The following is a 22,246-nucleotide window of genomic DNA, read 5'->3' on the forward strand; positions in this document are numbered from 1 at the left end:
GGCTTGGCACGGGCGATCGGGCCGTCAAGTCGCTGCCAAGCGGTGCAGGTCGCCGGCGCTGCGCCGGACGAGCAGGGTGGCGCCCTGCCGGCGGGCCACCGCCAGCGACGCGAACACGGCGGCGTGGGCCTCGGCGGTACGCGGCGGGTCGGCCGCCAGCAGCGCGCGGCTCCGGAGCCGGTGCAGCTCGGCCTCGTACATGCGCTCGCCGGTGCGGGCCACCTCGGCGGTGGCCTCGTCGAGCAGCCGCAGCGCCTCCGCCGCGTTCCCCGCCATCAGCTCCGCCTCGGCCAGCAGCCCGCCCACCCAGGGGACGAGGTGTCGCGCGCCCCGCGACTGGATCTCCTCCCGGTTCTCCCGCAGCGCGCGGGCGCCGTCGGCCGGGTCGCCGTTCAGGGCCCGGGTCCACGACCGGACCGCCGCCGCGTAGCTGAACCAGGCCGGCAGCGGCCGGGCCAGCTCGAGCGCCTCGCGCGCGTGGGCGTCGGCCGTGGCCACGTCCCGGCGCAGGGCGCCGATCAGCGCGGCGCTGGTCAGCACGCCCGCGCGGATCAGCGGGGCCATCGTGCGGGTACCGGCGATGGCGACCTCCACCTGTTCCGCCGCCTCCCGTTCGTGGCCCAGCAGGTCGAGCACGGGCGCGAGCTGGAGTCGGGCCGTGATGCCGAGCGGCAGAGCCTCGTGCGGCAGGTCGGGGACGGCGGCGGCGAGGCCGAGACTCCGGTCGAGGTGCTCGCGAGCCGGGCCGGGCTCGCCGGCGCACCACAGCGTGCGGCCCAGCGCCAGATGGGCGAGCGCGAGCGAGGCCGGGTCGTCCGCGCGCCGGCCGACGTCGAGCATCCGCCGGGCCAGCTCACGCGCCTCGGCGTGCTGGGCGCGGGCCACCGCCACCTCGTACAGGCTGCGGTAGGCGGCGATCGTGGCCGGGCCGTCGACCAGCCCCTCGGCCAGCTCCCGGGCCCGCGAGACGGCCGCCTGGCCGGGCGCCGACCGGGGTCCGTGGAGCTGGGCGAAGAGCGTGCCCAACCGCATGTGCACGTCGAACTCGGCCCGCGCCCGCCCGGGCGACGACGGCTCGCCGCCCAGCAGCTCGAGGGCGTGGGTCAGGTGCTGCTCGGCCTCCTCGTGCGCCAGCGCCGCCAGCGCGTGGTCGGCGGCGGTCAGCAGGTGCGGCAGCGCCACGTCGGCGCCGACCACGGGCGCGCCGAGCCACCAGTGGGTGCCCGCGTGCTCGCCGGCGCCCACCGTCCTGGCCACCTGGGCGTGCAGCCGGGCCCGCCGCACGCTGCTCACGTCCTGGTAGATCGCCTCCCGCACCAGCGCGTGCGTGAACCGGAACCGGCCCACCGTCGTCTCCTCGGCCACCAGGCCGGACAGCAGCGCCGCCTCGACCGCGTCGAGCGCCGTCTCGTCGTCCAGGCCGGCCACGTCCCGGACGACCTCGAGGGCGAACTCCCGCCCGACGACGGCGGCCACGAGCAGGATCGCCCGGGTCTGGTCCGGCAACCCGGCGAGACGGCGGCGCAGCACGTCGCGTACGCCCGCGGGCACCTCGTGCGCCGCGGCCCGCTCCGCCGCGGCCAGCCGCCGCTCGCTGCCGAGCAGCCGCACCAGCTCGACGACGAAGAACGGGTTGCCCGCGCTGCGGTCGTGCACCACCCGTACCAGCCGGTCGTCCGGCCGCGCGCCGAGCCGGGCCGTCATCAGCCGCCGCACGTCGTCGCGGGTCAGCCCGCGCAGCGGAACGCGCTCCACCGCGGGCGCACGCGCCAGCGCCGCGAGCGTGTCGGCGAAGACCGCCCGGTCGGCCGGACCGGGGTCGCGGTAGGTGACGACCACGAGCATCCGGGTGGCGCCGAGCTCGGCCGCAAGCATCGGCACCAGCCGCAGCGAGCCGGCGTCCGCGGAGTGCAGGTCGTCGATGACCAGCAGCAGCGGACGCGCGGCGGCCAGGTGGCCGAGCAGACCCGCCACCGCGCGGCACAGCCGGAACCGGACCACCTCGACGTCCACGACCGGCGCCGGCGGTGACCCGGTGGCGGCCAGCTCCGGGAGGACGGCGCCGAGCTCGGGCCGGAACGGCGCCAGCAGCGCATCCCGCGTGGCGGCCGGCACGTCTTCGAGCAGGCCGCGCAGCACCTGGGTCCACGGCCAGAACGGCGGTGTCCCCGGCTCCTCACCGCACCGGCCCCATCCCACCGCGACGCCGGTCGCCCGCCGGGTGAGCTCGTCGGCGAGCCGGGTCTTGCCGACGCCGGGCTCGCCGGAGAGCACGACCAGCCGGCCCCGCCCGCCGGCCGCCGCGCACAGCGCCGCTTCCAAGGCGGTCAACGGCTCGGCCCGGCCGACCAGCGTGCCGTCCCCATCGGAGGGCCGATCACTGCCGGCGGCCAGGAGCGTCCTGGGCGGCGTGGGCGGCGTGGGCCGGTCGAGCTCCGGCGACTGGGTCAGGATCCGCCGGTGCAGCGCCTCCAGCTGGGGGCTCGGGTCGACGCCCAGTTCGTCGCGGAGCATGCGGCGGGTCTCCCGGTAGACGCTCAGCGCCTCGGCCTGGCGCCCGGACCGGTACAGCGCGAGCAGGCGCAGCCCCCGCAACCTCTCGCGGTACGGGTAGGCGCCGATCAGGGGATCGAGCTCGGCGGCGACGACCGTGTGGCGGCCCAGCGCCAGGTCGGTGGCGATCCGGTCCTCGAGCGCGGCCAGGCGCAGCTCGCCGAGCCGGGCCCGTTCCGCGCGGGCGAACGGCGCGTCCGGGAAGTCGGCCAGCACGTCGCCGCGCCACAGCGCGAGCGCCCGCTCGAACGCGGCCACGGCCCGGCCGGGATCGCCCGCGTCCAGGAGCCGCCGGCCGTCGGCGGCGAGCGCCTCGAACCGCGACGCGTCCAGCTCGGCCGGGCCGGCCGCGAGCCGGTAGCCGGGCGGCCGGCTCATCAGCACATGCGCCGGCGCGCGCACCTCGCGGGCGGGCTCGAGCAGCCGCCGCAGGTGCGACACGTACGCCTGGAGCGACGCGATCGCCTGGGCCGGCGGCTCGTCGCCCCACAGCTCGTCGACGAGCCGTTCCAGCGAGACGGTGCGGTTGGCGTGGACGAGCAGGATCGCCAGGACGGCGCGCTGCTTCGGGCGGCCCAGGTCCAGCTGCCGCCCGTCGACCGCCGCCTCGAGCGGTCCGAGGATCCCGAACTCCACCATGCCCCTGCCCGTCGCCGACGGTGGAAGCCGTACGACCACCGTACAAAGGCAGGGGCATCGGCGGAACCGCGGTCAGTGCAGCGTGAACTTCTGAGCGGCCGAGCTGTTGCAGTCGTAGATCTGGAGCAGGTCGCCCGCGGTCCGGGCGTTGTTCGGGTCGTCCAGGCACCGGCCCGAGCGCGCGTTGAACAGGGTTCCGTCGTCACGGGCGGTCCACGCCTGGGCCGCGCTGCCGTTGCAGTCGAACAGCTGCACGCGGGTCCCATTGGCCGTCCCGGCGTTGGCGACGTCGAGGCACTTGCCGAACGCCCGGACGCTGCCGTCGCCCGGCGCCGACCAGCGCTGGGCGTCGGAGTTGTTGCAGGTGTAGAGCTGGATCGGGGTCGCCGATGACGGGTCGGCGCCGGCCACGTCGGCGCAGAGGCCGCCCGGGCCGGTGACCGGCCCCGGCGGCAGCCGCCAGACCTGGCCGTCGGTGCGCAGGCAGTCGTAGATCTGCAGCTGGGCCGCTCCCGGTGTGGTGGTGGAGTTGGGCACGTCGAGGCAGCGCCCGGAGGCCGGGTTGCGCAGCGTGCCGTCGGGCCGGATCGTCCACTGCTGAGCGGGCGAGCCGGCGCAGGTCGTGGTGGTGACCGCGGCCGCCGCCGTGATGCAGCGGCCCAGCACCCGCAGGCTGTCGTCGGTGGCGTGCGAGACCTGCTGGGCGGCCGTGTGGTTGCACGTGTAGACCTGCATCGGCTGGCCCTCGGCCGCCGTCCCGCCGCGGACGTCGAGGCAGAGCCCGCCGACGCCGATCACCTCGCCGGCCGCCGGGTTGTCGGTGGCGGCGCCGGCCAGCGTGACGGTGTGCGCGGCGCCGGCCGGCAGCGCGCCGGTGGTGACGGTGACCGTACGGCTGTCGCGGTTGTAGGACCACGCCGTCTCGGGCAGTTGCGTGCCGTCGACGCTGACGGCGGTCGGCGCCGCGCTGTTGGCCAGCCGCAGCGTCCACGTGCGACTCGCCGGCGCGCCCGGGTAGCTGCCGGTGGTGGCGCCGACGGTGAACGTGCGGGTGGCGTCGGTCCAGGACAGCGGCGTCGTGGTGAACTGCCCGGACTTGTAGCCGGTGCCCTCGCCGGCGTCGGAGTACAGCGAGAACGTCCCGTTGGCGCCGGCGGCGACATTGACCGTCAGCTGGGTGGCGGGGCTCTGCTTCTGGTTGTGCACGTAGTCGGTGCGGATCGGCACCACGCCGCCGGCCTTGACCAGCACCGGCATCCGGGACAGCGGCGCGGTCATGGTCACCGTCGCCGGGCCGGTGTAGGCGGCGCCGGTGAAGTAGTCGGTCCAGGTGCCCGGCGGCACCCACACCGAGGCCGAGCCGGCGGCCGAGGTGATCGGCGCGACCAGCAGGTTGTCGCCGTACATGTACTCGCCGGTGGCCGAGTAGGCGGCCTCCTGGGCGGGGTGGTCGAGGTACATCGGCCGCACGATCGGCACGCCGGTCTGATTCGCCTGACGGGCCATCGTGTACGTGTACGGCACGAGCGCCTCGCGCAGCCGCAGGAACCGCTGGGCACTGGCCTGCGCCACGCCCGGGTAGTCCCACGGCAGCCGGTCGCCGTGGTCCGAGTGCAGCCGGTCGACCGGCTGGAACGTGGCGAACTGCACCCACCGGGCGTACATGTCGTCGGCCAGGTGCCCGCCGTGGAAGCCGCCGATGTCGTGGCTGACATTGGTGAGCCCGGCCCCGGCCATCCCGGCGGTGTAGCGCACCTCGTACGCCAGCGTGTCCCAGGTGGAGTAGGTGTCGCCGGTGAACGCCAGCGAGTTGCGCCGCTCCGACCACGGGCCGGAGGCGAAGCTGCTGCTGTCGCCGGTGCCGTGCTCGGTGCCGCCGATCCGGCTGAACGCGAAGCCGCGCAGGCCCCGGGCGGTGTCGTGGTCGGCGTACGCCTGGTTGATCAGGTTGTCGGCGCCGATGTGCGGGTTCGACGAGATCGAGGCGCCGCACCCGCCGCAGTAGTCCAGCCACCACGCCCGTACGCCCTGCTGCTCGAACGGCTGATGCAGGCCCTGGTAGGCGGCCAGGTGCGCGGGGTTGGCCCAGTCGAAGAAGTGGGTGCGCCCGTCGGACTGGGTGCCGAGACCGCCGGCGGCGGCGTTGGCGGCCGGGAACTTCGGGTCGGTGTTGTCGATCGCCGGGTGGATGTTCATCGAGACGTCGAGGTTCATCTGCTTCGTCCAGTTCAGGAACCCCGCCGGGTCCGGGAACAGGTCGGTGTTCCAGTTCCAGCCGTTCCACTCGACCGGCTTCTTCCAGTCGGTGTCGACCACCAGCCAGTCGATCGGGGTGAAGTTGTTCCGGAAGGCGGGCAACAACGTGTTCTGGTAGTCGGAAGTGCTGTAACCCCAGAAGCGGGAGAACCAGACGCCGTACGCGGATTGCGGCAGCAGCGCGGTGTTGCCGGTGAGCGCGTTGAGGTCGTTGAGCGCCTGCTTGTAGTTCTGGCCGTAGCCGAAGAAGTAGCCGTCCTGATAGGGCCGGGTGCCGTGACTCGCCCGGTCCTTGAGCGGCAGCAACGCCGTGCGGCTGTCGTCGAGCAGATACCAGCCGCCCCGGTTGAGCACGCCCGGATGCAGGTTCTGGGGCAGGCCGCCGGGCAGGTTGTCCAGCGACCGGTACCAGCCGCCGAGCTGGCTGTTCGGCCCGGCGCCGTAGCCGGTGGCGAGCAGGTCGGTGGCCGGCGCCGGGTAGGCGGTCGTGCTGGTGGGGGTGACCGCGAGGCTGTCGAGGTTGACCCGGCCCGAGTCGCCGGCGTCCTGGGTGACGGCGATCGTGTTGACGCCGGCGTGCAGGGTGACGGTGACCGACGCCGTCGACCAGGTGTCCCAGGAGGCGGTCGGGGCCAGGCTGAACCGCGGTCCGGTGGCCTGGTCGACGTGCGCGGTCAGGGTGCGGGTCGTGCTCTGGTTGTCGCTGCCCACGGCGTTGGCGTAGCGGACGGCGAGGCGCCAGCTGCCGGCCGTGGGCACGTCGACGTCGTACCGGATGCCACTGCCGGTGCTCTCGAGGCCGGCGGCGAACCCGTTGCCGGTGTAGCCGGTGTGGTCGTACCCGGTCGAGGCCGATCCCGGCAGCAGGGCGTTCTCGGCCTCGCAGACGACCGAAACCGTGCAGTAGGAGGGGAACGCCGGATGGGCGGTGGCGCCGGTGGAGGCGATCACGACCGAGAGGTTGGCGGCGGTGAACGGCCCGCTGTTCTGCTTGTAGCGCAGGGTCAGCGCGCTGGTCCTGATCTCGCGGTAGCCGTCCGCCGTCACGCTCGTGGTGTAGGCGGGGGCCGGGAACGAGCGGTTGACGGCGTTGTACGTGGTGGCGTCCGTGAAGGCGCCGTCGCCGGCGTACTCGGTGCGGATCAGCGTGGGCGTGAGGATCTGGAACCGGGCGTTGCCGTCGGTGACGGCGGCGGTGGCGGCGGCGGCCGGGGAGGCCGGCAGGGCGATGGGGGAGACGGCCAGGGCGGCGATGACGCTGGCCGCCGCGGCGATGACGCGGGACGGGCGACGGGAGAACATTCTTCTATAAGAACGCTTCCATCGACGAAAATAAATTTTGTGCCCGAAAGGGCAGGGTCGGCCCGGCCGGCTTCACGCTCACCTGGAGCGACGACTTCAACGGCGCGAGCGGCACCGGCATCGACCAGAGCCTGTGGAAGTACGACACCGGGCCGGGCAGCAGCTTCGGCACCGGCGAGATCGAGACCATGACCAGCAGCACCTCGAACGTCTACTACGACGGACAGAGCCACCTCGTGCTCCAGGCGCTGCACTCCGGCTCGGATCCGCGCGCCGGATGGACGTCGGGGCGGGTGGAGACCCAGGCGGCCACGTTCGGCGCCAACCCCGGGCGGCGTCGTACGCATCGAGTCCGTCCTCCAGCAGCCGAACGTGAACACCGCGAACGGCGCCGGCTACTGGCCGGCCTTCTGGATGCTCGGCGCGCCGCTGCGGTCCGGGGTGAGCTGGCCCGGCTCCGGCGAGGTCGACGTCATGGAGGACATCAACGGCCGCGGCTCGGTCTTCAGCACCCTGCATTGCGGCGTCAACCCCGGCGGCCCGTGCAACGAGTCGACCGGCATCGGCTCCGGCGAGCGGGCCTGCTCCGGCTGCCAGACCGGCTTCCACGACTACGCGGTGGAGATCGACCGCTCGACGTCGCCCGAGCAGATCCGCTTCTACCTGGACGGCGGCAACTTCTTCACCGTCCAGGCGACCCAGGTCGACGCCACGACCTGGGCGAACGCGGTCGATCACCCGTTCTTGATCATCTACGACCTGGCGATGGGCGGCGGCTTCCCGGACGCGTTCGGTGGCGGCTCGGTGACCGGCCAGACCATCACCGGGCCGGGCAACAAGTGCGTGGACGTGGCCGGCGACGACACCGGCGGCGACGGCGCCGCGATCCAGCTCTGGGACTGCCAGCAGCCGACGTCGCTCGACCAGAAGTGGACGTGGAGCGGCCAGACCCTGCGCTCGCTGGGCAAGTGCCTGGGCATCGCGGGCGGCGTGAACGCGGCCGGCACCAAGCTCCAGCTCGCCACCTGCAACGGCGGCGGCTACCAGAACTGGGTGCCGAACGCCGACGGCTCGATGGCGAACCCGACCACCGGCCGCTGCGTCGACTCCCCGTCGGGGGCCACCGCCAACGGCACCCGGCTGCAGATCTGGGACTGCAACGGCGCCGCGGCGCAGAAGGTCGCCCTGGCCTGATTCGTGGGGATCCGCCGGCTGAGGGCGAATCGGCCCTCAGCCGGCGCGGGTACGTTTGCTGGCCTATGGTCCGCACCGTCGTCGCCGGGCAAGGCCTGCGCCGCTGGGCCCTCGTGCTGGGGCTCGTGGTGGCGCTCGCCGCCGTGCCGGTGACGATCGCCGTCTGGCCGGCGCCGGCGGCCGGCGTCGAGCCGGCCACGCTGCGCGCCCGCATCGCCGCGTCCGGGGACCGGGCCTATCGCGGCTACGCGCAGAGCACCGGCCTGCTCGGGCTGCCCCCGCTGCCCAACCTGACCGGGGTCACCGCCCTGGTCAGCGGGACCACCGAGATGCGCACCTGGTACGCGGCGCCCGACCGCTGGCGGGTGGACGTGCTCGGCGAGGGCACCGAGCGCGACCTCTACCAGACCCCGGAGGCGCAGTTCACCTGGGACTTCGGCGACAACCGGCTCACCCGGATCGACGGTGAGCAGCCGGTACGCCTGCCCCGCGCGGCCGACCTCACGCCGCCCGAGCTGGTGAAACGCGTCCTCGGCGCGGCCGCCGGCGACCGGGTCGAGGCGCTCGGCGGCAAGCGGGTCGCGGGCGTCGGCGCGGCCGGCCTGCGGCTGACCCCGGCCGGCGCCGACACCACCGTCGCCCACGTGGACGTCTGGGCCGACCCCGAGAGCGGCCTGCCGCTCCAGGTCGAGATCACCGCGAAGGGCGGCACCCGGCCGGTCTTCGTCACCCGCTTCCTGGAGATCCACTTTGGCGATCCCGGCGCGGCGGTGGTCACCCCGCCGGCGCCGCGGGCGGGCATCGGCTACACCGAGACCTCGGCGCCGGACATCCTCAGCCTGATCAACCGGCGTCGCCCGGTGTCGCTGCCGTCCTCGCTGGCCGGTCTGCCGCGCCGGGACGCGGTCGCCGGGCTGTCGGCGGCCGGCGTCTACGGGACCGGGCTGAGCTCGGTGGTGGTGGCCGCGGTGCCCGGGCGGTTCGGCGCGCCCGCGTTCGAGCAGATCACCGCGTTCGGGCAGAAGGTCGAGGGGGCCGACGCCGCCGTGCTCACCACCGGGCTGCTCAGCGTCCTGGCGCTGCGCAGCGGCAACCGCACGTTCCTGGTCGCCGGCCTGGTCGGGCCGGAGCTCATGCGACGCGTCGCCGTCGCGCTGGCGGGGGCGACCACATGATCATTACGCGCGACCTGACCAAGCGGTACGGCCGGACCGTCGCCGTCGACGGCGTCGACCTGGACGTGCGCGAGGGCGACCGGTACGGCTTGCTCGGTCCCAACGGCTCCGGCAAGACCACGCTCGTACGGATGCTGCTCGGTCTGGTGTTCGCGACCCGCGGCGAGATCGAGGTCCTCGGCCGGCCGGTACCCAAACGGGTCCGCGAGGTGCTGCCGTCGATCGGCGCCCTGGTCGAGGGGCCGGGCGCCTACCCGAATCTCTCCGGGCGCACCAACCTGGCGCTGTTCGACGCGGCCGGCCCCGGCTCCCCGCGACGCGGCCGCCGGCGGCGGGTGGGCGAGGCGCTGGAACGCGTCGGGCTGGCCGGCATCGACCGGCGGCCGGTCCGCGCCTACTCGCTGGGCATGCGCCAGCGGCTCGGACTGGCCGGCGCGCTGCTGCGGGAGCCGCGCCTGCTGATCCTGGACGAGCCGACCAACGGCCTCGACCCGCGCGGCATCCGGGAGATCCGCGATCTGCTCGCCGAGCTGAACGACGCGGGCGCCACCGTGTTCCTCTCCAGCCACCTGCTCGCGGAGATCGACGCGCTCTGCACCCGGGTCGGCGTGATGGACCGCGGCCGGCTGGTGCTTCAGGACGAACTGGACGATCTGCGCGCGCCGACCGGGCGGGTCGTGGTCGGCACGCCGATGCCGGCCGAGGCGGTGTCGCTGCTGGACGGCCGGGTCGAAGGCCGCGACGGGGAGACCCTCACGGTGCGCCACGACGACGCCGGCGCCCTGAACGCCTCGCTGAACGCGGCCGGGGTCACGGTCACCTCGATCGCGGCCGAGCGGCGCACCCTGGAACAGGTGGTCCTGGAGGCGACCACCACCAGTTCCGACCGGGTCGAGGCGGCCGGATGATCCGGGTCGAGCTCGCCAAGCTCTTCCGGCGGCCCCGCACGTACGTCATCGCCGGTTTGCTCTGCGCCCTGCCGTTGATTGTCGCGATCTTCCTGGCCACCACCCGGATCCCGCCGCCACCGGGCCAGGGCGGCGCCTTCCTGTCGGCCGTGCTGAGCAACGGCTCGCTCTATCCCGCCGCCGCGATGGCGCTCGTGCTGCCGGTCTTCCTGCCGGTCTCGGTCGCGGTGCTGGCCGGCGACGCGGTGGCCGGCGAGGCGTCCGCGGGCACGCTGCGCTACCTGCTGATCCGGCCCGTCGGGCGAACCAGGCTGCTGGTCGCCAAGCTGATCTCGCTGGTCACCTTCGTGCTGTTCGCGATCGGCGCGGTGCTGATCACCTCGTACGTGACCGGGCTGGCGCTGTTCGGGGTGGGCACCACCGCCGCCGGCGTCACGCTGCCGGCCGACGTGACCTCGCTGTCCGGGGTCACGATCAGCCCGTTCGGCCTGGTCCTGCGGCTGCTCGGGACGGTGGCGTACATCGTGGTCTCGATGCTCGGGGTGGCCGCGATCGCGCTGTTCCTGTCCACCGTGACCGACTCCGCGCTCGGCGCCGCGATGGGCGCGCTGGCCGTGCTGGTCACCAGCCAGGTGCTGGTCACCCTGGACGCGGCGGCGGCGATCCGGCCCTACCTGCCGACCCGCTACTGGCTGGCCTGGGTCGACTTCTTCCGCGAGCCGGTGCTGTGGCGCGACATCGAGCGCGGCGCCGGCATCCAGCTGGTCTACCTCGTCGTCCTGCTCGGGGCGGCGTGGGCGAACTTCCTGACCAAGGACGTCGCCAACTAGGAGTCCTAGCCGGGGCAGGTGGTGGGCGGCGTCAGCGGCCCGGTGCCCAGTGCGGCCAGCACCAGGACGGTCACGGCCGGGTCGGTCGGCAGGTCGCCGTGCGCGACCCGGGCCGACGGGCAGATGCTCTGCAGCGGCACGTTGACGGCACCGGCGAGGCGGGCCGAGTCGGGCGGGTCGACGGTCTCGTCGTTCTCGGTCCAGATCGAGAGCCAGGGCAGGCCGGCCGGCAGCGCGTCGTCGATGCTGTTCAGCAGGTCGCTGCCGGGGGCGAGCTCGCGGCACGCGCGCGGGCAGGCGTCCGGTGCCAGCGCGGCGCCCACGCCGGCGATGCGGGCGCCGTGCAGGGGCGAGCCCAGCGTGACGATGCGGCGGGCGACCTCGGCGCCGTCGTGGCGGTCGACCCACAGGCGGGTGACGACGCCGCCGGCCGAGTAGCCGATCACGTCGACCGACGGTGACCCGGCGCGGACGGCCTCGCGTACCGCCGCATCGAGGGTCTGGGCCTGTGCGAGCAGGTCGCCGGTGCCGTCGCCGGGAAGCGTGAGCACGTCGGTGGTGCGCCCGGCGGCGTCCAGGCGATCGGCCAGGCGGGTCAGCGCGGCGCGGCTGCCGCCGTAGCCCGGAACCAGGATCACCGTGCCGGGCCGGGCCTGATCGGGCCGGACCCCGCGGTCGCCGCCGAACACCCGGACGCCGACCACGACCAGCAGCGCGACGACCACGGCGGCGGCGACACCGAGCAGCAGGAACCGCCGTCGTGGTGACACCCCACCATCATGCCGCGGCATCGGCTAGGGTGAGCCGCCATGGACGGGCTGGACACCGGCAAGGCGCACGTCGCCCGGGTCTACGACTACTGGCTCGGCGGCAAGGACAACTTCGAGGCCGACCGGGCGTACGGCGATGAGCTCGAACGCCGCGTGCCGGCGATCCGGGTCGCGGCGCGGATGAACCGGCTGTTCCTCGGCCGGGCCGTGCGCCACCTGACGGCCAAGGCCGGCATCCGGCAGTTCCTCGACATCGGCACCGGGTTGCCGACCGCCAACAACACCCACCAGGTCGCGCAGCTGATCGCCCCCGCGTCGCGGGTCGTCTACACCGACAACGACCCGCTCGTGCTGACCCACGCGCGGGCCCTGCTGACCAGCTCGCCCGAGGGCCGCACCGCCTACCTCGACGCCGACGTGCGCGAGCCGGAGACGATCCTGCGCGAGCTCTCCGCCACCCTCGACCTCGACCGGCCGGTGGCGGTGCTGCTGATCGCGGTGCTGCACCTGGTCACCGACGACGCGGTGGCCTACCCGGCGATCCGCGCGATCGTCGGCGCGATGCCGCCCGGCAGCTACCTGGCGATCAGCCACGCCACCGGCGACTTCTGGCCGCCGGAGCAGGTCGAGGCCGCGAACGCGACGAACAAGGCGCACAATGTCGACTTCCGCTTCCGCACCCGCGACGAGGTGGCCCGCTTCTTCGACGGCCTCGAGCTGGTGGAGCCGGGCATCGTCCCGGTCGCCGAGTGGCGGTCGGACGGCGGCCCGATCCCCGAACGGGGTGACAGCAACATCTGGGCCGGCGTGGCCCGAGTGTGACGCACTGCACGATCAATCTGTATCTCACATTGACTTCACAGCGGCAATTACTAGGGTGCCGGAGTGTCCTCCTGGTTCCGCCCGCGTGATCACAACATCTTCGCCAACGCCACGTCGCTGCTGATCTGTGGCCTGCTGGCCGGGGTGGTGCTCGCCGCCGCGGTCTTCCCGGCCGCCGCGATGTCCGGCCTCACCGTCAAGGCGGGTGACGAGGCGTTCGCCGCGCTGCCCAGCCAGATCAAGGCGTTCGCCTCGCCGCAGATCACCCGGATCTACGCATCCGACAACAAGACGCAGATCGCGGTCATGTACGACGAGTTCCGCAGCGACGTGCCGTTGGCGCAGATCTCGGTCAACATGCAGAACGCGATCATCGCGGCCGAGGACCGTGGCTTCTACAAACACGGCGGCGTCGATCTCAAGGGAACGGTCCGCGCGTTCGTCAACGACTCGCAGGGCGGCGACCGCCAGGGCGCGTCGACGCTGGCCATGCAGTACGTGCGGATGGCGCTGGCCTACTCGGCGACCAATCCCCAGGAGGTCGTGGCGGCCACCGAGGACACCCCGAAACGCAAGATCACCGAGATGAAGTACGCGATCCAGATCGAGAAGGAGATGAGCAAGCAGCAGGTCCTGGAGCGCTATCTGAACATCGCCCCGTTCGGCAACGGCGCGTACGGGATCTACGCCGCCAGCCAGATCTACTTCCAGAAGAGCCCCAAGGACCTCGACCTCGCGCAGGCCGCGCTGCTGGCCGGCCTGGTCAAGGGCCCGACCGAGTTCAACCCGGCCACCCCGAGCGGCTACAAGAAGTCGGTGGACCGCCGCAAGTACGTGCTCGACGGCATGGTGACCATCGGCGCGATCACCGCGGCCCAGGAGCAGGCGGCCCTCAAGGAGGCCATCCCGCGCCAGGTCAAGAAGGTCGGCAACGGCTGCGTCTCGGTCAACAAGAACGAGTGGGGCTTCTTCTGCGACTACTTCACCCGCTGGTGGAACAGTCAGCAGGCGTTCGGCGCGACGACCTTCGACCGGGAGCAGCGCCTCAACAACGGCGGCTACCGCATCGTGACCTCGATGGACGTGAAGGCGACGGCGGCCGCGTACAAACGCATCCGGCAGCAGATCAGCAACGGCAACAAGGACGCGCTGATGCTGGCCGCGGTGCAGCCCGGCACCGGCCAGGTGCTGGCGCTGGCGGCGAACCGCACCTTCAAGCTCGACGAGTCGCACAACCACGTCTCGTCGAACCCGGCCAAGGCGAAGAAGAACCTCAAGGGCACCTACCCGAACACGACGAACCCGATCATCAGCGGCGGCGGCGACGTCGACGGCTACCAGGCCGGCTCGACGTTCAAGATGTTCACCATGGTGACGGCCCTCAAGCAGGGCATCCCGCTGACCAAGACGATCCAGGCCGGCGTGGTGGCCAAGACCCACTACATCGTCAGCCCGAGCAGCCCGGCCGCCTGTCCCGGCACGCACTTCTACTGCCCGGGCAACGCGGGCGAGAGCGAGGCCGGCACGTACAACATGTGGTCGGCGTTCGGGCACTCGGTGAACACGTACTTCGTGCCGCTCGAGGAGGAGGTCGGCGCCGACAACGTGGTGCAGACGGCCGAGGACTTCGGCATCCAGTTCCGCGCCTCGAACGACGCGACCCTGGCCAAGCCGGGCAACTCCCAGCAGTGGGGCGCGTTCACGCTGGGCGTCTCCGAGTCGACGCCGCTCGACCTGGCGAACGCGTACGCGACACTTGCCGCCGACGGCAAATACTGCGCGCCGACGCCGGTCAAGGAGATCGTCGACCGGGACAACGAGAAGATCGACGTCGGCAGCCCGCAATGCCGGCGGGTCGTCTCGGCCGACGTGGCCCGGACCGCGATCGACGCCGCGCGCTGCCCCGTCGGCGACTCGGCCCAGCTGGGCAGCTGCGGCGGGTCGGGCACGGCGCCGCAGTCGCGGGGCATCGTCGGGCACCCGGTGTTCGGCAAGACCGGCACCACCGACAGCGAGAAGACGGCGGCCCTGATCCTCGGCACGACGTCGATCGTGGTGGCCGGCTACCTGGCCGACCCGGACTGGCCGCAGACCTCCCAGCACATGAAGCACTTCGTGGTGAACCCGGCGGTGTGGAACACGGTCGCCGACTACATGGACGGCAAGCCCAGGGTCCAGTTCGCGAAGCCGGGCGACACCAAGGTCGCGACCGGTGACCTGGTCTCGGTGCCGACCGTGAGCTGCACGAGCGTCGCCTCCGCGACGGCCGAGCTGAAGGGCGCCGGCTTCCTGCCGACGACCGGCGGCCAGGTCGCGTCGACGTGCCCGCCGGGCACGGTCGCCGACACCCGCCCGAGCAGCCGGGCCCCGAAGGGCACCCAGATCATCATGGAGATCGCCAAGCCCGCGGGGCCGGACCCGGGCGCCACCAAGGGCGGCGGCAAGAAGAACGGCGGCAAACCGCCGCGCTAGTCCTGGTCGTCCCCGGCGCCGAAGCCGGGGCGGCCGGCCTTCCACTGCGGCTGCATCAGCACCGAGCGGCGGGGCCAGCCCCGCTGCTCGACCAGGTGGCGCTGGATCAGGCGGCAGGTGTCGCTCTCGCCGGCCACGTAGGCGACGCCGGCCCGCGGCGGGAGCTCCAGCTCCTGGATCGCCCGCAGCAGCACGCGGGAGGTTCTGTCGCGGTGCACCCAGGGCAGCGGCGGAACGCCGTCCGGGCCGGGCATCTCGTCGCCGGGGGCGGCCGCCTCGAAGACGCCGAAGACCGGGCCGCGCACGGTCGCGCGCATCGCCAGCAGCGGAACGGCGCCGGTCTCGTCGCCGGCGAACAGGTGGTACGGCGCCCGCTCGTCGATCGTGATCTTGCTGCGCGGCGGCTCGACCGTGATCCGGTCGCCGGGCGCGACGGCGCGGGCCCAGTCGCAGCCGGGGCCGCCGCCCTGGTGGAGGGCGATCCGGATGGTCAGGGCGGGGGAGCCGGGCCGGTGGGTCCAGATCGAGTAGACGCGCCGGGCGAACCCGTCGCCGGCCGGAACGCGGACGACCAGGTGGGCGCCGGGGCGGGGACGCAGCCGGGGGAGATCGGGGCAAGCCAGCTCGATCTCCCGCATGGCCGGGGTCACCTCGGTCACCGCGCGGACCCGTGCCGGCAGCTGCGGCCGCGCCCTATTCATGACGGAAGATGGTAACCAGCACGCGCAGCACCAGGACGACGGCGACGACCAGCAGCGCGTAGCCGAGCAGCGGGAACAGGCCGACGCCCGCGCTGACCCGGGGCCCTTCGCCGGCGCCGAGCAGCAGGGCGGCCATCACGCCAGCGGCGGTGCCGATGGCGGTGAGCAGGGCCTGGTGGAGCAGGCCGGTGACCAGGCGGCGGTCCTGGTCGTCGGCGAAGAGGCGGACGTTGAGCCGCAGACGGCCGTGCTCGACGGCCTCGCCGATCCGATCGATGCGCCTCGGCAGGGCGCGCAGCACCGGCAGGAGCGTGGCCAGTTCCTCCTCCAGCACGCCGCGGACGTTCTCCGGGCGTACGGTCTCGGCCAGCCGTCGCGTTCCCGCCGCGCGCGCCTCACCGACCAGGTCGAAGCCGGGACGCACCAGCGCCAGGGTGCCCTCGAGCGTCGCGACGGCGCGGAACACGGCGGCCACCGACGGCGGGACGCCCAGCCCGTACGAGGTGAAGGTCCGCATGAGAGCGGTCATCGCCGCGACGCCCGCGTTCGCGCCCGGCCCGGCGAACCGGACGATGAGCGCGCCCACCACGCGTTGCAGGTCGCGCTCGTCGATGGTGTCCGGCCGGTCGAGCAGTTGCAGCAGCGCGTCGCTCACCCCGACCGAGTCGCCCCGGCCGATCGCGAGCAGCAGCCGGCCGATCGCGCCGCGGGTCACGCCGTCGATCCGGCCGACCGAGCCGAGGTCGAGCATCCCCAGCGAGCCGTCCACGTCGACCAGCAGGTTGCCGGGGTGCAGGTCGACGTGGAACAGGCCGTGCACCAGGATCTGGTCGAGCATGCTGTCGAGCAGGCCGGCCGCGACGGTCGCGCGCCGCTGCTCGTCGAGCCCGTCGAGAACGTCGTGTGCCGAGCCGAGCGGGGTGCCGGGCAGGCGGCGCATCACCAGCACGCGTTCGGAGCTGATTTCCCCGTACGCCTCCGGCACCGTGACGCCCCGGTCAGGCGACGCGCCCAGCGACGCCGCCATCGCCTGGAGGTTGTCCCGCTCGACGGTGAAGTCGAGCTCCTCCCGCAGCGCCTCGGCGAAACCCACGGCCAGCCCGCGCACGCCGAACGACCGGCCCCAGGTGGTGCGCTCCTCCAGCGTGGCGGCCAGCCGCATGAGGATGTCGAGGTCGCGCTCGACGACGCTCGCGATGCCCGGCCGCTGCACCTTGACCACGACCCGTTCGCCGCCGGGCAGCCGGGCCGCGTGCACCTGGGCGACCGAGGCGGCCGCCATCGGCTCCGGGTCGATCTCGGCGAAGGCGTCGCCGACCGGGCGCCCGAGCTCGGCGGAGAGGACCGCGGCGATGTCGTCCCACGGCACCGGCGCGGCCCGGTCCTGCAACGCGGTCAGCTCGTCGATGAACTCGGCCGGCAGCAGGTCGCGCCGGGTCGACAACAGCTGCCCGATCTTGACGAACGTGACGCCGCCCTCGTCCAGCGCCTCGCGCAGCGACCGGGCCAGCCGCCGCCGCGCCGCCGCCGACTCGGGCCCGCGCTGCGGCCGTCCACGCAGGAACCGCCCGAGCCCGTGCCGCAGCGCGATGCGCACGATCGTCCAGTAGCGACGGGTCCGCGCGACCCGCCGCCGCCCGCCCTTCCACGCCTCGACCGGCCCCGGCAGCGACCCGGTCGGCAGCAGCACCTCGAGAATCACCACCGCGGCCATGGCCAGCAGCGCCGCCACGATGATCGCCGTGGCCCCGAACAGCAGCGCCTCGCCCCCACTGACGGTCGTGGGATCCCCCGGCGCGATGGCCGACAGAATCGGCGTCGTGATGAAGAGCGCGAGCACGCCCGCGAGCAACGCGCGCACGGGCCCGATCCGCACCCCGAGCAGACGCCGGATAACCGCCGCGAACACCGCCACGGTCACGACGATGACGACGATGAACAGCAGTACCGAGAGTGTCCGCGCCACGACGGCTGACGATATCCGTTGGCCCTCGGCGGGGCCGCCCCGTTTCGCGGTCCTCGCTCATCCTTCGTCTGAAGCCCGGCTCGGATCTCCGCCGTCTCCGCCTGCCACCCGCGGGCAGGGTCCGGGCTGGGCGGCTGAGTCTTGCGTCCGTGGGCCGGCGAACGAGGGCGGCCGGGGAACAGCTGCCACGGCGACGGTGGTGATCACCGCCCATTGACCGGCGTGCAGGCGACCGTCTCGGCGGTCCGGGCCACGCCGGCCGTGCTCCGCGTGGTGACGTCACCCGGCGGGTAGTGCCGGCGGCTAGGACCAACGGCACCACCGCGGCGAGCACCCGGAACGGTCTTTCCCGACGTGTCCCGCCGCCCGACGCGCAGGACCACCCAGCAGGATCGCGCCGCGAGCGACGGTGGGGGTGCACGCCACCGCCATCATCAGCGTGTCCATCATCAGCGCGTCCGGGGCCGCCGCCGTATCCGTTGGCGCGCGGCGGGGCCGACCCGTTTGGCGGTCCTCGCTCTCCACTGGCGAATCGGTTAGGAGAGCCATCGCGGGCCGGGCCGGGCGGCTGAGGCTTGCGTCCGTAGGCCGGCGAACGAGGGAGTGGCCGCGGTGGTGATCACCGCCCATTGACCGGCGAACAGGGCGATCGTCTCGGCGGTCCGGGCCACGCCCACGGTGCTTCTGGTGGTGACTCCGTCGTCGGGAAGGGGCGGTGGCGGCGCACCGAACTCGAGCGCGACCGGCCGGCGACCGATGGCACGCTTTGCCGTCAGCGTCGCCGGCGTCAAGGAGTCGCGTCGGCCCTGCTCAAACCCCACCCGCAACTGGGTGGGGTCGAGAGTAGGGGAGGGGTACGACGTTTTCGGTCGGCTTTCCACAACTTCGATCGGCTCTCACGCGACCACTGGGCGGCACCCCTGGACCATTGAGCGGACCACAGGTTATGGTCGGCGCCTGCGAATGAACTATCTAGTACGTTCAATGAGCGGAGACGGTCATGACCGGCTACCGGATGTCCATCGCCACGCACTGCCTGTCGGGGACGCTCGAGGACAAGCTGGCCGCCGCCGCTGCCGCGCGCTTCCACGGCGTCGAGCTGGCCGAGAGCGACCTCGTCACCACCTCGTGGTCGCCCCGGCGGATTCGCGACGAGTGCGCTCGCCGCGGGCTGACGGTCGACGCCTACCAGCCGTTCCCGGACTTCGAGGCGGTGCCGCCGGACCTCTACGCGGCCGGCCTGCGCCGGGCCGGGCGGACCTTCGGCGTACTCGAGGAGATCGGGGTCAAGACCGTCGTGGTGTGCTCCACGATGTCGGCCGGCGCGGTGGACGACGACGACCTCGCGGCCGAGCAGTTGCACGCGCTGGCCACGGTGGCCGCGGACCACGGGCTGCGGGTCGCCTACGAGGCGCTGGCGTGGGGCCGGTTCGTCAACACGCTGCCGCACGCGTGGCGGATCGTGCGCCGGGCCGGGCATCCCGCGCTCGGGCTGTGCCTCGACAGCTTCCACGTCCTTTCGCGCGCCTCGTCGATGGCCGACATCCGCGTCGTACCGGGCGAGAAGATCTTCCATCTTCAGCTCGCCGACGCGCCGCGCGAGGGCACGGACGTCGCCGAGCGCAGCCGGCACCACCGGCTCTTTCCCGGGCTCGGCGCGTTCGACCTGGCCGGCTTCCTCGGGAACGTGCTGGCCACCGGGTACGACGGTCCGCTGTCGCTCGAGGTGTCCAACGACGTCTACCGGCAGGCGGATCCCCGGCACGCCGCCATCGACGGGATGCGCTCGCTGCTCGCCCTCCAGGAGTCGGCCGGCGTCCTGGTTCTGCCGGCCGCGCCCGAGCTGGCCGGGGTCGTGTTCGCCGAGCTGGCCGTCGACACGGTCTCCGGCCCCTCGATCGCCGCCGCGCTCACCGCGCTCGGCTTCACCCACGCCGGCCGGCACCGCTCCAAGCCGGTCCAGCTGTGGCAGCAGGGCCGGGCCCGGGTCCTGCTCAACTTCGCGGCGCAGCGCACGGTGCCACCGGGCACGGCCTCGATCTGCGCGCTCGCGGTGGAGAGCGCGGACCCGCCCCGATCGACCCGGCGGGCTTCGCGGCTGCTGGCCCCGGTGCTGCCCCGCCTGCGACAGCCGGAGGAGGCCGATCTCGCCTCGATCGCGGCCCCGGACGGCACGTCCATCTTCCTGGTGCGCACCGGGCCGGCCGGCTGGCTGCAAGACTTCGTTCCGCTCGAGACGGCCGACGGCGGCCTGGTTAGCGGCATCGACCATGTCTCGCTGACGGACACGGTCGACGACTTCGACGAGGCGGCGCTGTTCTATCGGGCGGTGCTCGGGTTGCGTACGGGAGAGACCTCGGAGATCGCCGCACCGTTCGGGCCCCTCCGCAGCCGGTCCGCCGCCGACCCCGGCCATCGCGTGCGGATCACGCTGAACACCGCCCCGATGCGCCGCGGCGACTGGGCGCCGGCCATCCCCAACCCGCAGCAGGTGGCGTTCGCCACCGGCGACGCCGTCGCCAGCGCCCGGGCGATGCGCGCGCGGGGCGCGCCGCTGCTGAAGATCCCGGACAACTACTACGCCGACCTCGACGCGCGCCTCGATCTGCCCGGCGACCTGCTCGCGGCGCTGCGGGAGCACTCCATCCTGTACGACCGCGACGAGCACGGCGCGTACCTGCACTTCTACACCGAGATGCTCGGGCAGCGGGTGTTCTTCGCGGTGGTGCAGCGCATCGACGCCTATGACGGGTACGGCCCGGTCGGCGCGCCGGTCCGGATGGCCGCCCACCGCGAGCGCCGCCTGCTCAACCTGCGGAAGCCTCCGCCCGACCCCGACCGGCACGACTACTCGCTCGCCCACCTGACCGCGCTGAGCCTGTCCCCGCCGGAGCTGGTCGACGCCGCGGCCTCGGCCGGGTACCGCTACGTGGGCCTGCGGCTGACCCGGGTGACGCCGCAGGAGCCGCACTACCCGCTGGCCACCGATCCGGCGTTGATGCGTACGACCAAGGTCCGCCTGGCCGCCACCGGCATCGAGGTGCTGGACATCGAGCTGGCCCGGATAAGTCCCGACGAGGACCCGCGCGACTTCCAGCGTTTCCTGGAGGCCGGCGCGGAGCTGGGCGCGCGGCACGTGATCGCCCAGCTCCCCGACCCCGACCGCGCGCGCAAGACGGATCGGTTCGCGCAGCTGTGCGAGATGGCGCGGCCGCTCGGGCTGACGATGGACCTGGAGTTTCCGTCGTGGACGGAGACGCCCGATCTGAACGCGGCGGTGCGCGTGCTGCGGGGGGCCGACCAGCCGAACGCCGGGATCCTGGTCGACCTGCTGCATTTCGCCCGGTCGGGGTCGAGCATCGCCGATCTGCGGCAGTTGCCGGCCGAGTGGTTCCACTTCGTGCACGTCTGCGACGCGCCGCCGGGGGTGCCGCCGACCGATGAGGGGCTGATCCACACGGCGCGCTTCGAGCGGCTGTTCCCGGGCGAGGGCGGCATCGACATGCCGGGCATTCTGGGCGCGCTGCCGGCGGGGTTGCCGTACGCGCTGGAGATCCCGAAGGCCACGCTGGTGGCCCAGGTCGGCGGCAAGGAACACGCACGCCTGGCGATCGCGGCGGCCCGGGCGCACCTGTCGCACCGCGAGACACAGGCGGCGTGAGTCCCTGTGGACGGGCGGCCGGAAATGTCGTAGGCCGGCCCTAGTTGTTCTGTCCACGGGCGTTGGTAACGGCGCGGAGGTCCTGAAATAGGTGAGGACCTTCGGGTGGGTGGAGCTTGTCGAGAGTTCCGCACCACCCAGGAGGTCCTCGTGCCCGACGCTGACGCCCCGCTGACCGAACTCGGCCGACTGCGGCCGGCCCGTTGTGGACGACGGCTGGCCGTTGCGCCGGGCCGCGGACCGGTTCCAGGTGTCGGTGACGACCGCCAGCCGGTAGGCCGCCCGCTACCGGGCCGAAGGTGTCGCGGGCATGTCCGACCGGTCCAGCCGCCCGCATCACAGCCCGAACCGCACCCCCGCCCGCTCGAGTGCCGCGTGCTGCAGCTGCGCAGGACGAAACGGCTGGGTCCGGCCCGGATCGGTTGCGCCTCGGGTTGCCTGCCTCGACCTGCCACGCGGTCCTGCGGCGCGCCGGCGCTGTGCGCCTGGCTCATCTGGACCGGGCCACCGCCGAACCGATCCGCCGCTACGAACACGCCAAGCCGGGCGACCTGATCCACGTCGACGTCAAGAAACTCGGCAACATCCCCGACGGCGGCGGCTGGCGCACCCAGGGCCGCGCGCAGGGCAAACTCAACCGCACCGCCACGGCTGGGCACACCACCGACGCCTACGGCGGCGCTCGGCTCGGCTACGCGTTCCTGCACACCGCCCTGGACGATCACTCCCGGCTGGCCTACACCGAGATCCTCACCGACGAGACGAAAGAAACCGCCGTCACGTTCTGGCGTCGCGCGCACACCTGGTTCACCGGCCACGGCGTGGGTTTCGAGTAGGGGGCCGACCGCACCCACGCGCCCACCGGCGGCTCACGAGATCCCCTGTCGTCCGGCCGCGCGGGGGGGCGGGGGAGAAAAGAGGGCGGGGCACGAGGGGAGGGGTGGGGTGGGAGATGGAAACCCCAAGCACGTAACGACCTGGTCGGGGGGGGTTGAAC

13 protein-coding genes and 1 pseudogene are annotated in these 22,246 nt (G+C 73.3%); 8 read left to right on the forward strand and 6 right to left on the reverse strand.

Annotated elements, in window-relative coordinates; all coding sequences use genetic code 11:
* Positions 1 to 24: 24 nt before the first annotated feature.
* From ACZ6TB_RS31300 to ACZ6TB_RS31310, 3 genes are all read right to left on the reverse strand, one after another.
* A complete protein-coding gene (locus ACZ6TB_RS31300; RefSeq protein ID WP_465560171.1) occupies positions 25 to 3,192 on the reverse strand; it encodes a BTAD domain-containing putative transcriptional regulator in 3,168 nt (1,055 codons plus the stop codon).
* A gap of 72 nt (positions 3,193 to 3,264) precedes the next feature.
* The gene (locus ACZ6TB_RS31305) at positions 3,265 to 6,750 is read right to left on the reverse strand and encodes a ricin-type beta-trefoil lectin domain protein (protein ID WP_465560174.1); all 3,486 of its coding nucleotides are present in this window, start codon (positions 6,748 to 6,750) and stop codon (positions 3,265 to 3,267) included.
* Positions 6,751 to 6,754: 4 nt separating this feature from the next.
* Positions 6,755 to 6,952: a hypothetical protein gene (locus tag ACZ6TB_RS31310; protein ID WP_465560177.1), complete on the reverse strand. Its 198-nt coding sequence runs from the start codon at positions 6,950 to 6,952 to the stop codon at positions 6,755 to 6,757.
* A gap of 170 nt (positions 6,953 to 7,122) precedes the next feature.
* Here ACZ6TB_RS31310 and ACZ6TB_RS31315 point away from each other — a divergent pair, with 170 nt between their 5' ends.
* The 4 genes from ACZ6TB_RS31315 to ACZ6TB_RS31330 all read left to right on the forward strand — a co-directional run bounded on the left by ACZ6TB_RS31315 (position 7,123) and on the right by ACZ6TB_RS31330 (position 10,857).
* Positions 7,123 to 7,944, forward strand: a complete 822-nt coding sequence (locus ACZ6TB_RS31315) for a ricin-type beta-trefoil lectin domain protein (RefSeq protein ID WP_465560180.1) — start codon at positions 7,123 to 7,125, stop codon at positions 7,942 to 7,944.
* A gap of 65 nt (positions 7,945 to 8,009) precedes the next feature.
* Entirely contained in the window at positions 8,010 to 9,119 is a 1,110-nt protein-coding gene (locus ACZ6TB_RS31320) for a LolA-like protein (protein WP_465560183.1), read from the forward strand.
* Entirely contained in the window at positions 9,116 to 10,027 is a 912-nt protein-coding gene (locus ACZ6TB_RS31325; protein WP_465560186.1) for an ABC transporter ATP-binding protein, read from the forward strand. The genes ACZ6TB_RS31320 and ACZ6TB_RS31325 overlap by 4 nt, the downstream gene beginning before the upstream one ends.
* Positions 10,024 to 10,857 (forward strand): ABC transporter permease, encoded by an 834-nt coding sequence (locus ACZ6TB_RS31330; protein WP_465560188.1) that lies wholly within the window; start codon positions 10,024 to 10,026, stop codon positions 10,855 to 10,857. Before ACZ6TB_RS31325 ends, ACZ6TB_RS31330 begins: the two co-directional genes overlap by 4 nt.
* 5 nt (positions 10,858 to 10,862) lie before the next feature.
* Here ACZ6TB_RS31330 and ACZ6TB_RS31335 read toward each other — a convergent pair whose 3' ends face one another.
* Positions 10,863 to 11,627 carry an esterase/lipase family protein gene (locus tag ACZ6TB_RS31335; RefSeq protein WP_465560191.1) on the reverse strand — a complete coding sequence of 255 codons (765 nt, stop codon included), beginning with the start codon at positions 11,625 to 11,627 and terminating at the stop codon, positions 10,863 to 10,865.
* 39 nt (positions 11,628 to 11,666) lie between these two features.
* On the opposite strand from ACZ6TB_RS31335, the gene ACZ6TB_RS31340 reads away from it, so the two are divergent.
* Positions 11,667 to 12,449: an SAM-dependent methyltransferase gene (locus ACZ6TB_RS31340; protein WP_465560194.1), complete on the forward strand. Its 783-nt coding sequence runs from the start codon at positions 11,667 to 11,669 to the stop codon at positions 12,447 to 12,449.
* A gap of 63 nt (positions 12,450 to 12,512) precedes the next feature.
* Positions 12,513 to 14,921 carry a transglycosylase domain-containing protein gene (locus ACZ6TB_RS31345; RefSeq protein WP_465560197.1) on the forward strand — a complete coding sequence of 803 codons (2,409 nt, stop codon included), beginning with the start codon at positions 12,513 to 12,515 and terminating at the stop codon, positions 14,919 to 14,921.
* Here the strand turns inward: ACZ6TB_RS31345 and ACZ6TB_RS31350 are convergent.
* Positions 14,918 to 15,622, reverse strand: a complete 705-nt coding sequence (locus ACZ6TB_RS31350) for a siderophore-interacting protein (RefSeq protein WP_465560200.1) — start codon at positions 15,620 to 15,622, stop codon at positions 14,918 to 14,920. The two genes, ACZ6TB_RS31345 and ACZ6TB_RS31350, sit on opposite strands and share 4 nt — an antisense overlap.
* On the reverse strand, positions 15,615 to 17,588 hold the full coding sequence (locus ACZ6TB_RS31355; protein WP_465560203.1) for an ABC1 kinase family protein: 1,974 nt from the start codon (positions 17,586 to 17,588) through the stop codon (positions 15,615 to 15,617). The genes ACZ6TB_RS31350 and ACZ6TB_RS31355 overlap by 8 nt, the downstream gene beginning before the upstream one ends.
* A gap of 1,000 nt (positions 17,589 to 18,588) precedes the next feature.
* Between ACZ6TB_RS31355 and ACZ6TB_RS31360 the strand changes: the two genes are divergently transcribed.
* Positions 18,589 to 21,249, forward strand: a complete 2,661-nt coding sequence (locus tag ACZ6TB_RS31360; RefSeq protein ID WP_465560205.1) for a TIM barrel protein — start codon at positions 18,589 to 18,591, stop codon at positions 21,247 to 21,249.
* Positions 21,250 to 21,399: 150 nt separating this feature from the next.
* A pseudogene (locus ACZ6TB_RS31365) lies at positions 21,400 to 22,082 on the forward strand (leucine zipper domain-containing protein); the annotation flags it as partial.
* Positions 22,083 to 22,246 lie beyond the last annotated feature (164 nt).

This window comes from Actinoplanes sp. NPDC051537 (genome assembly GCF_055586105.1).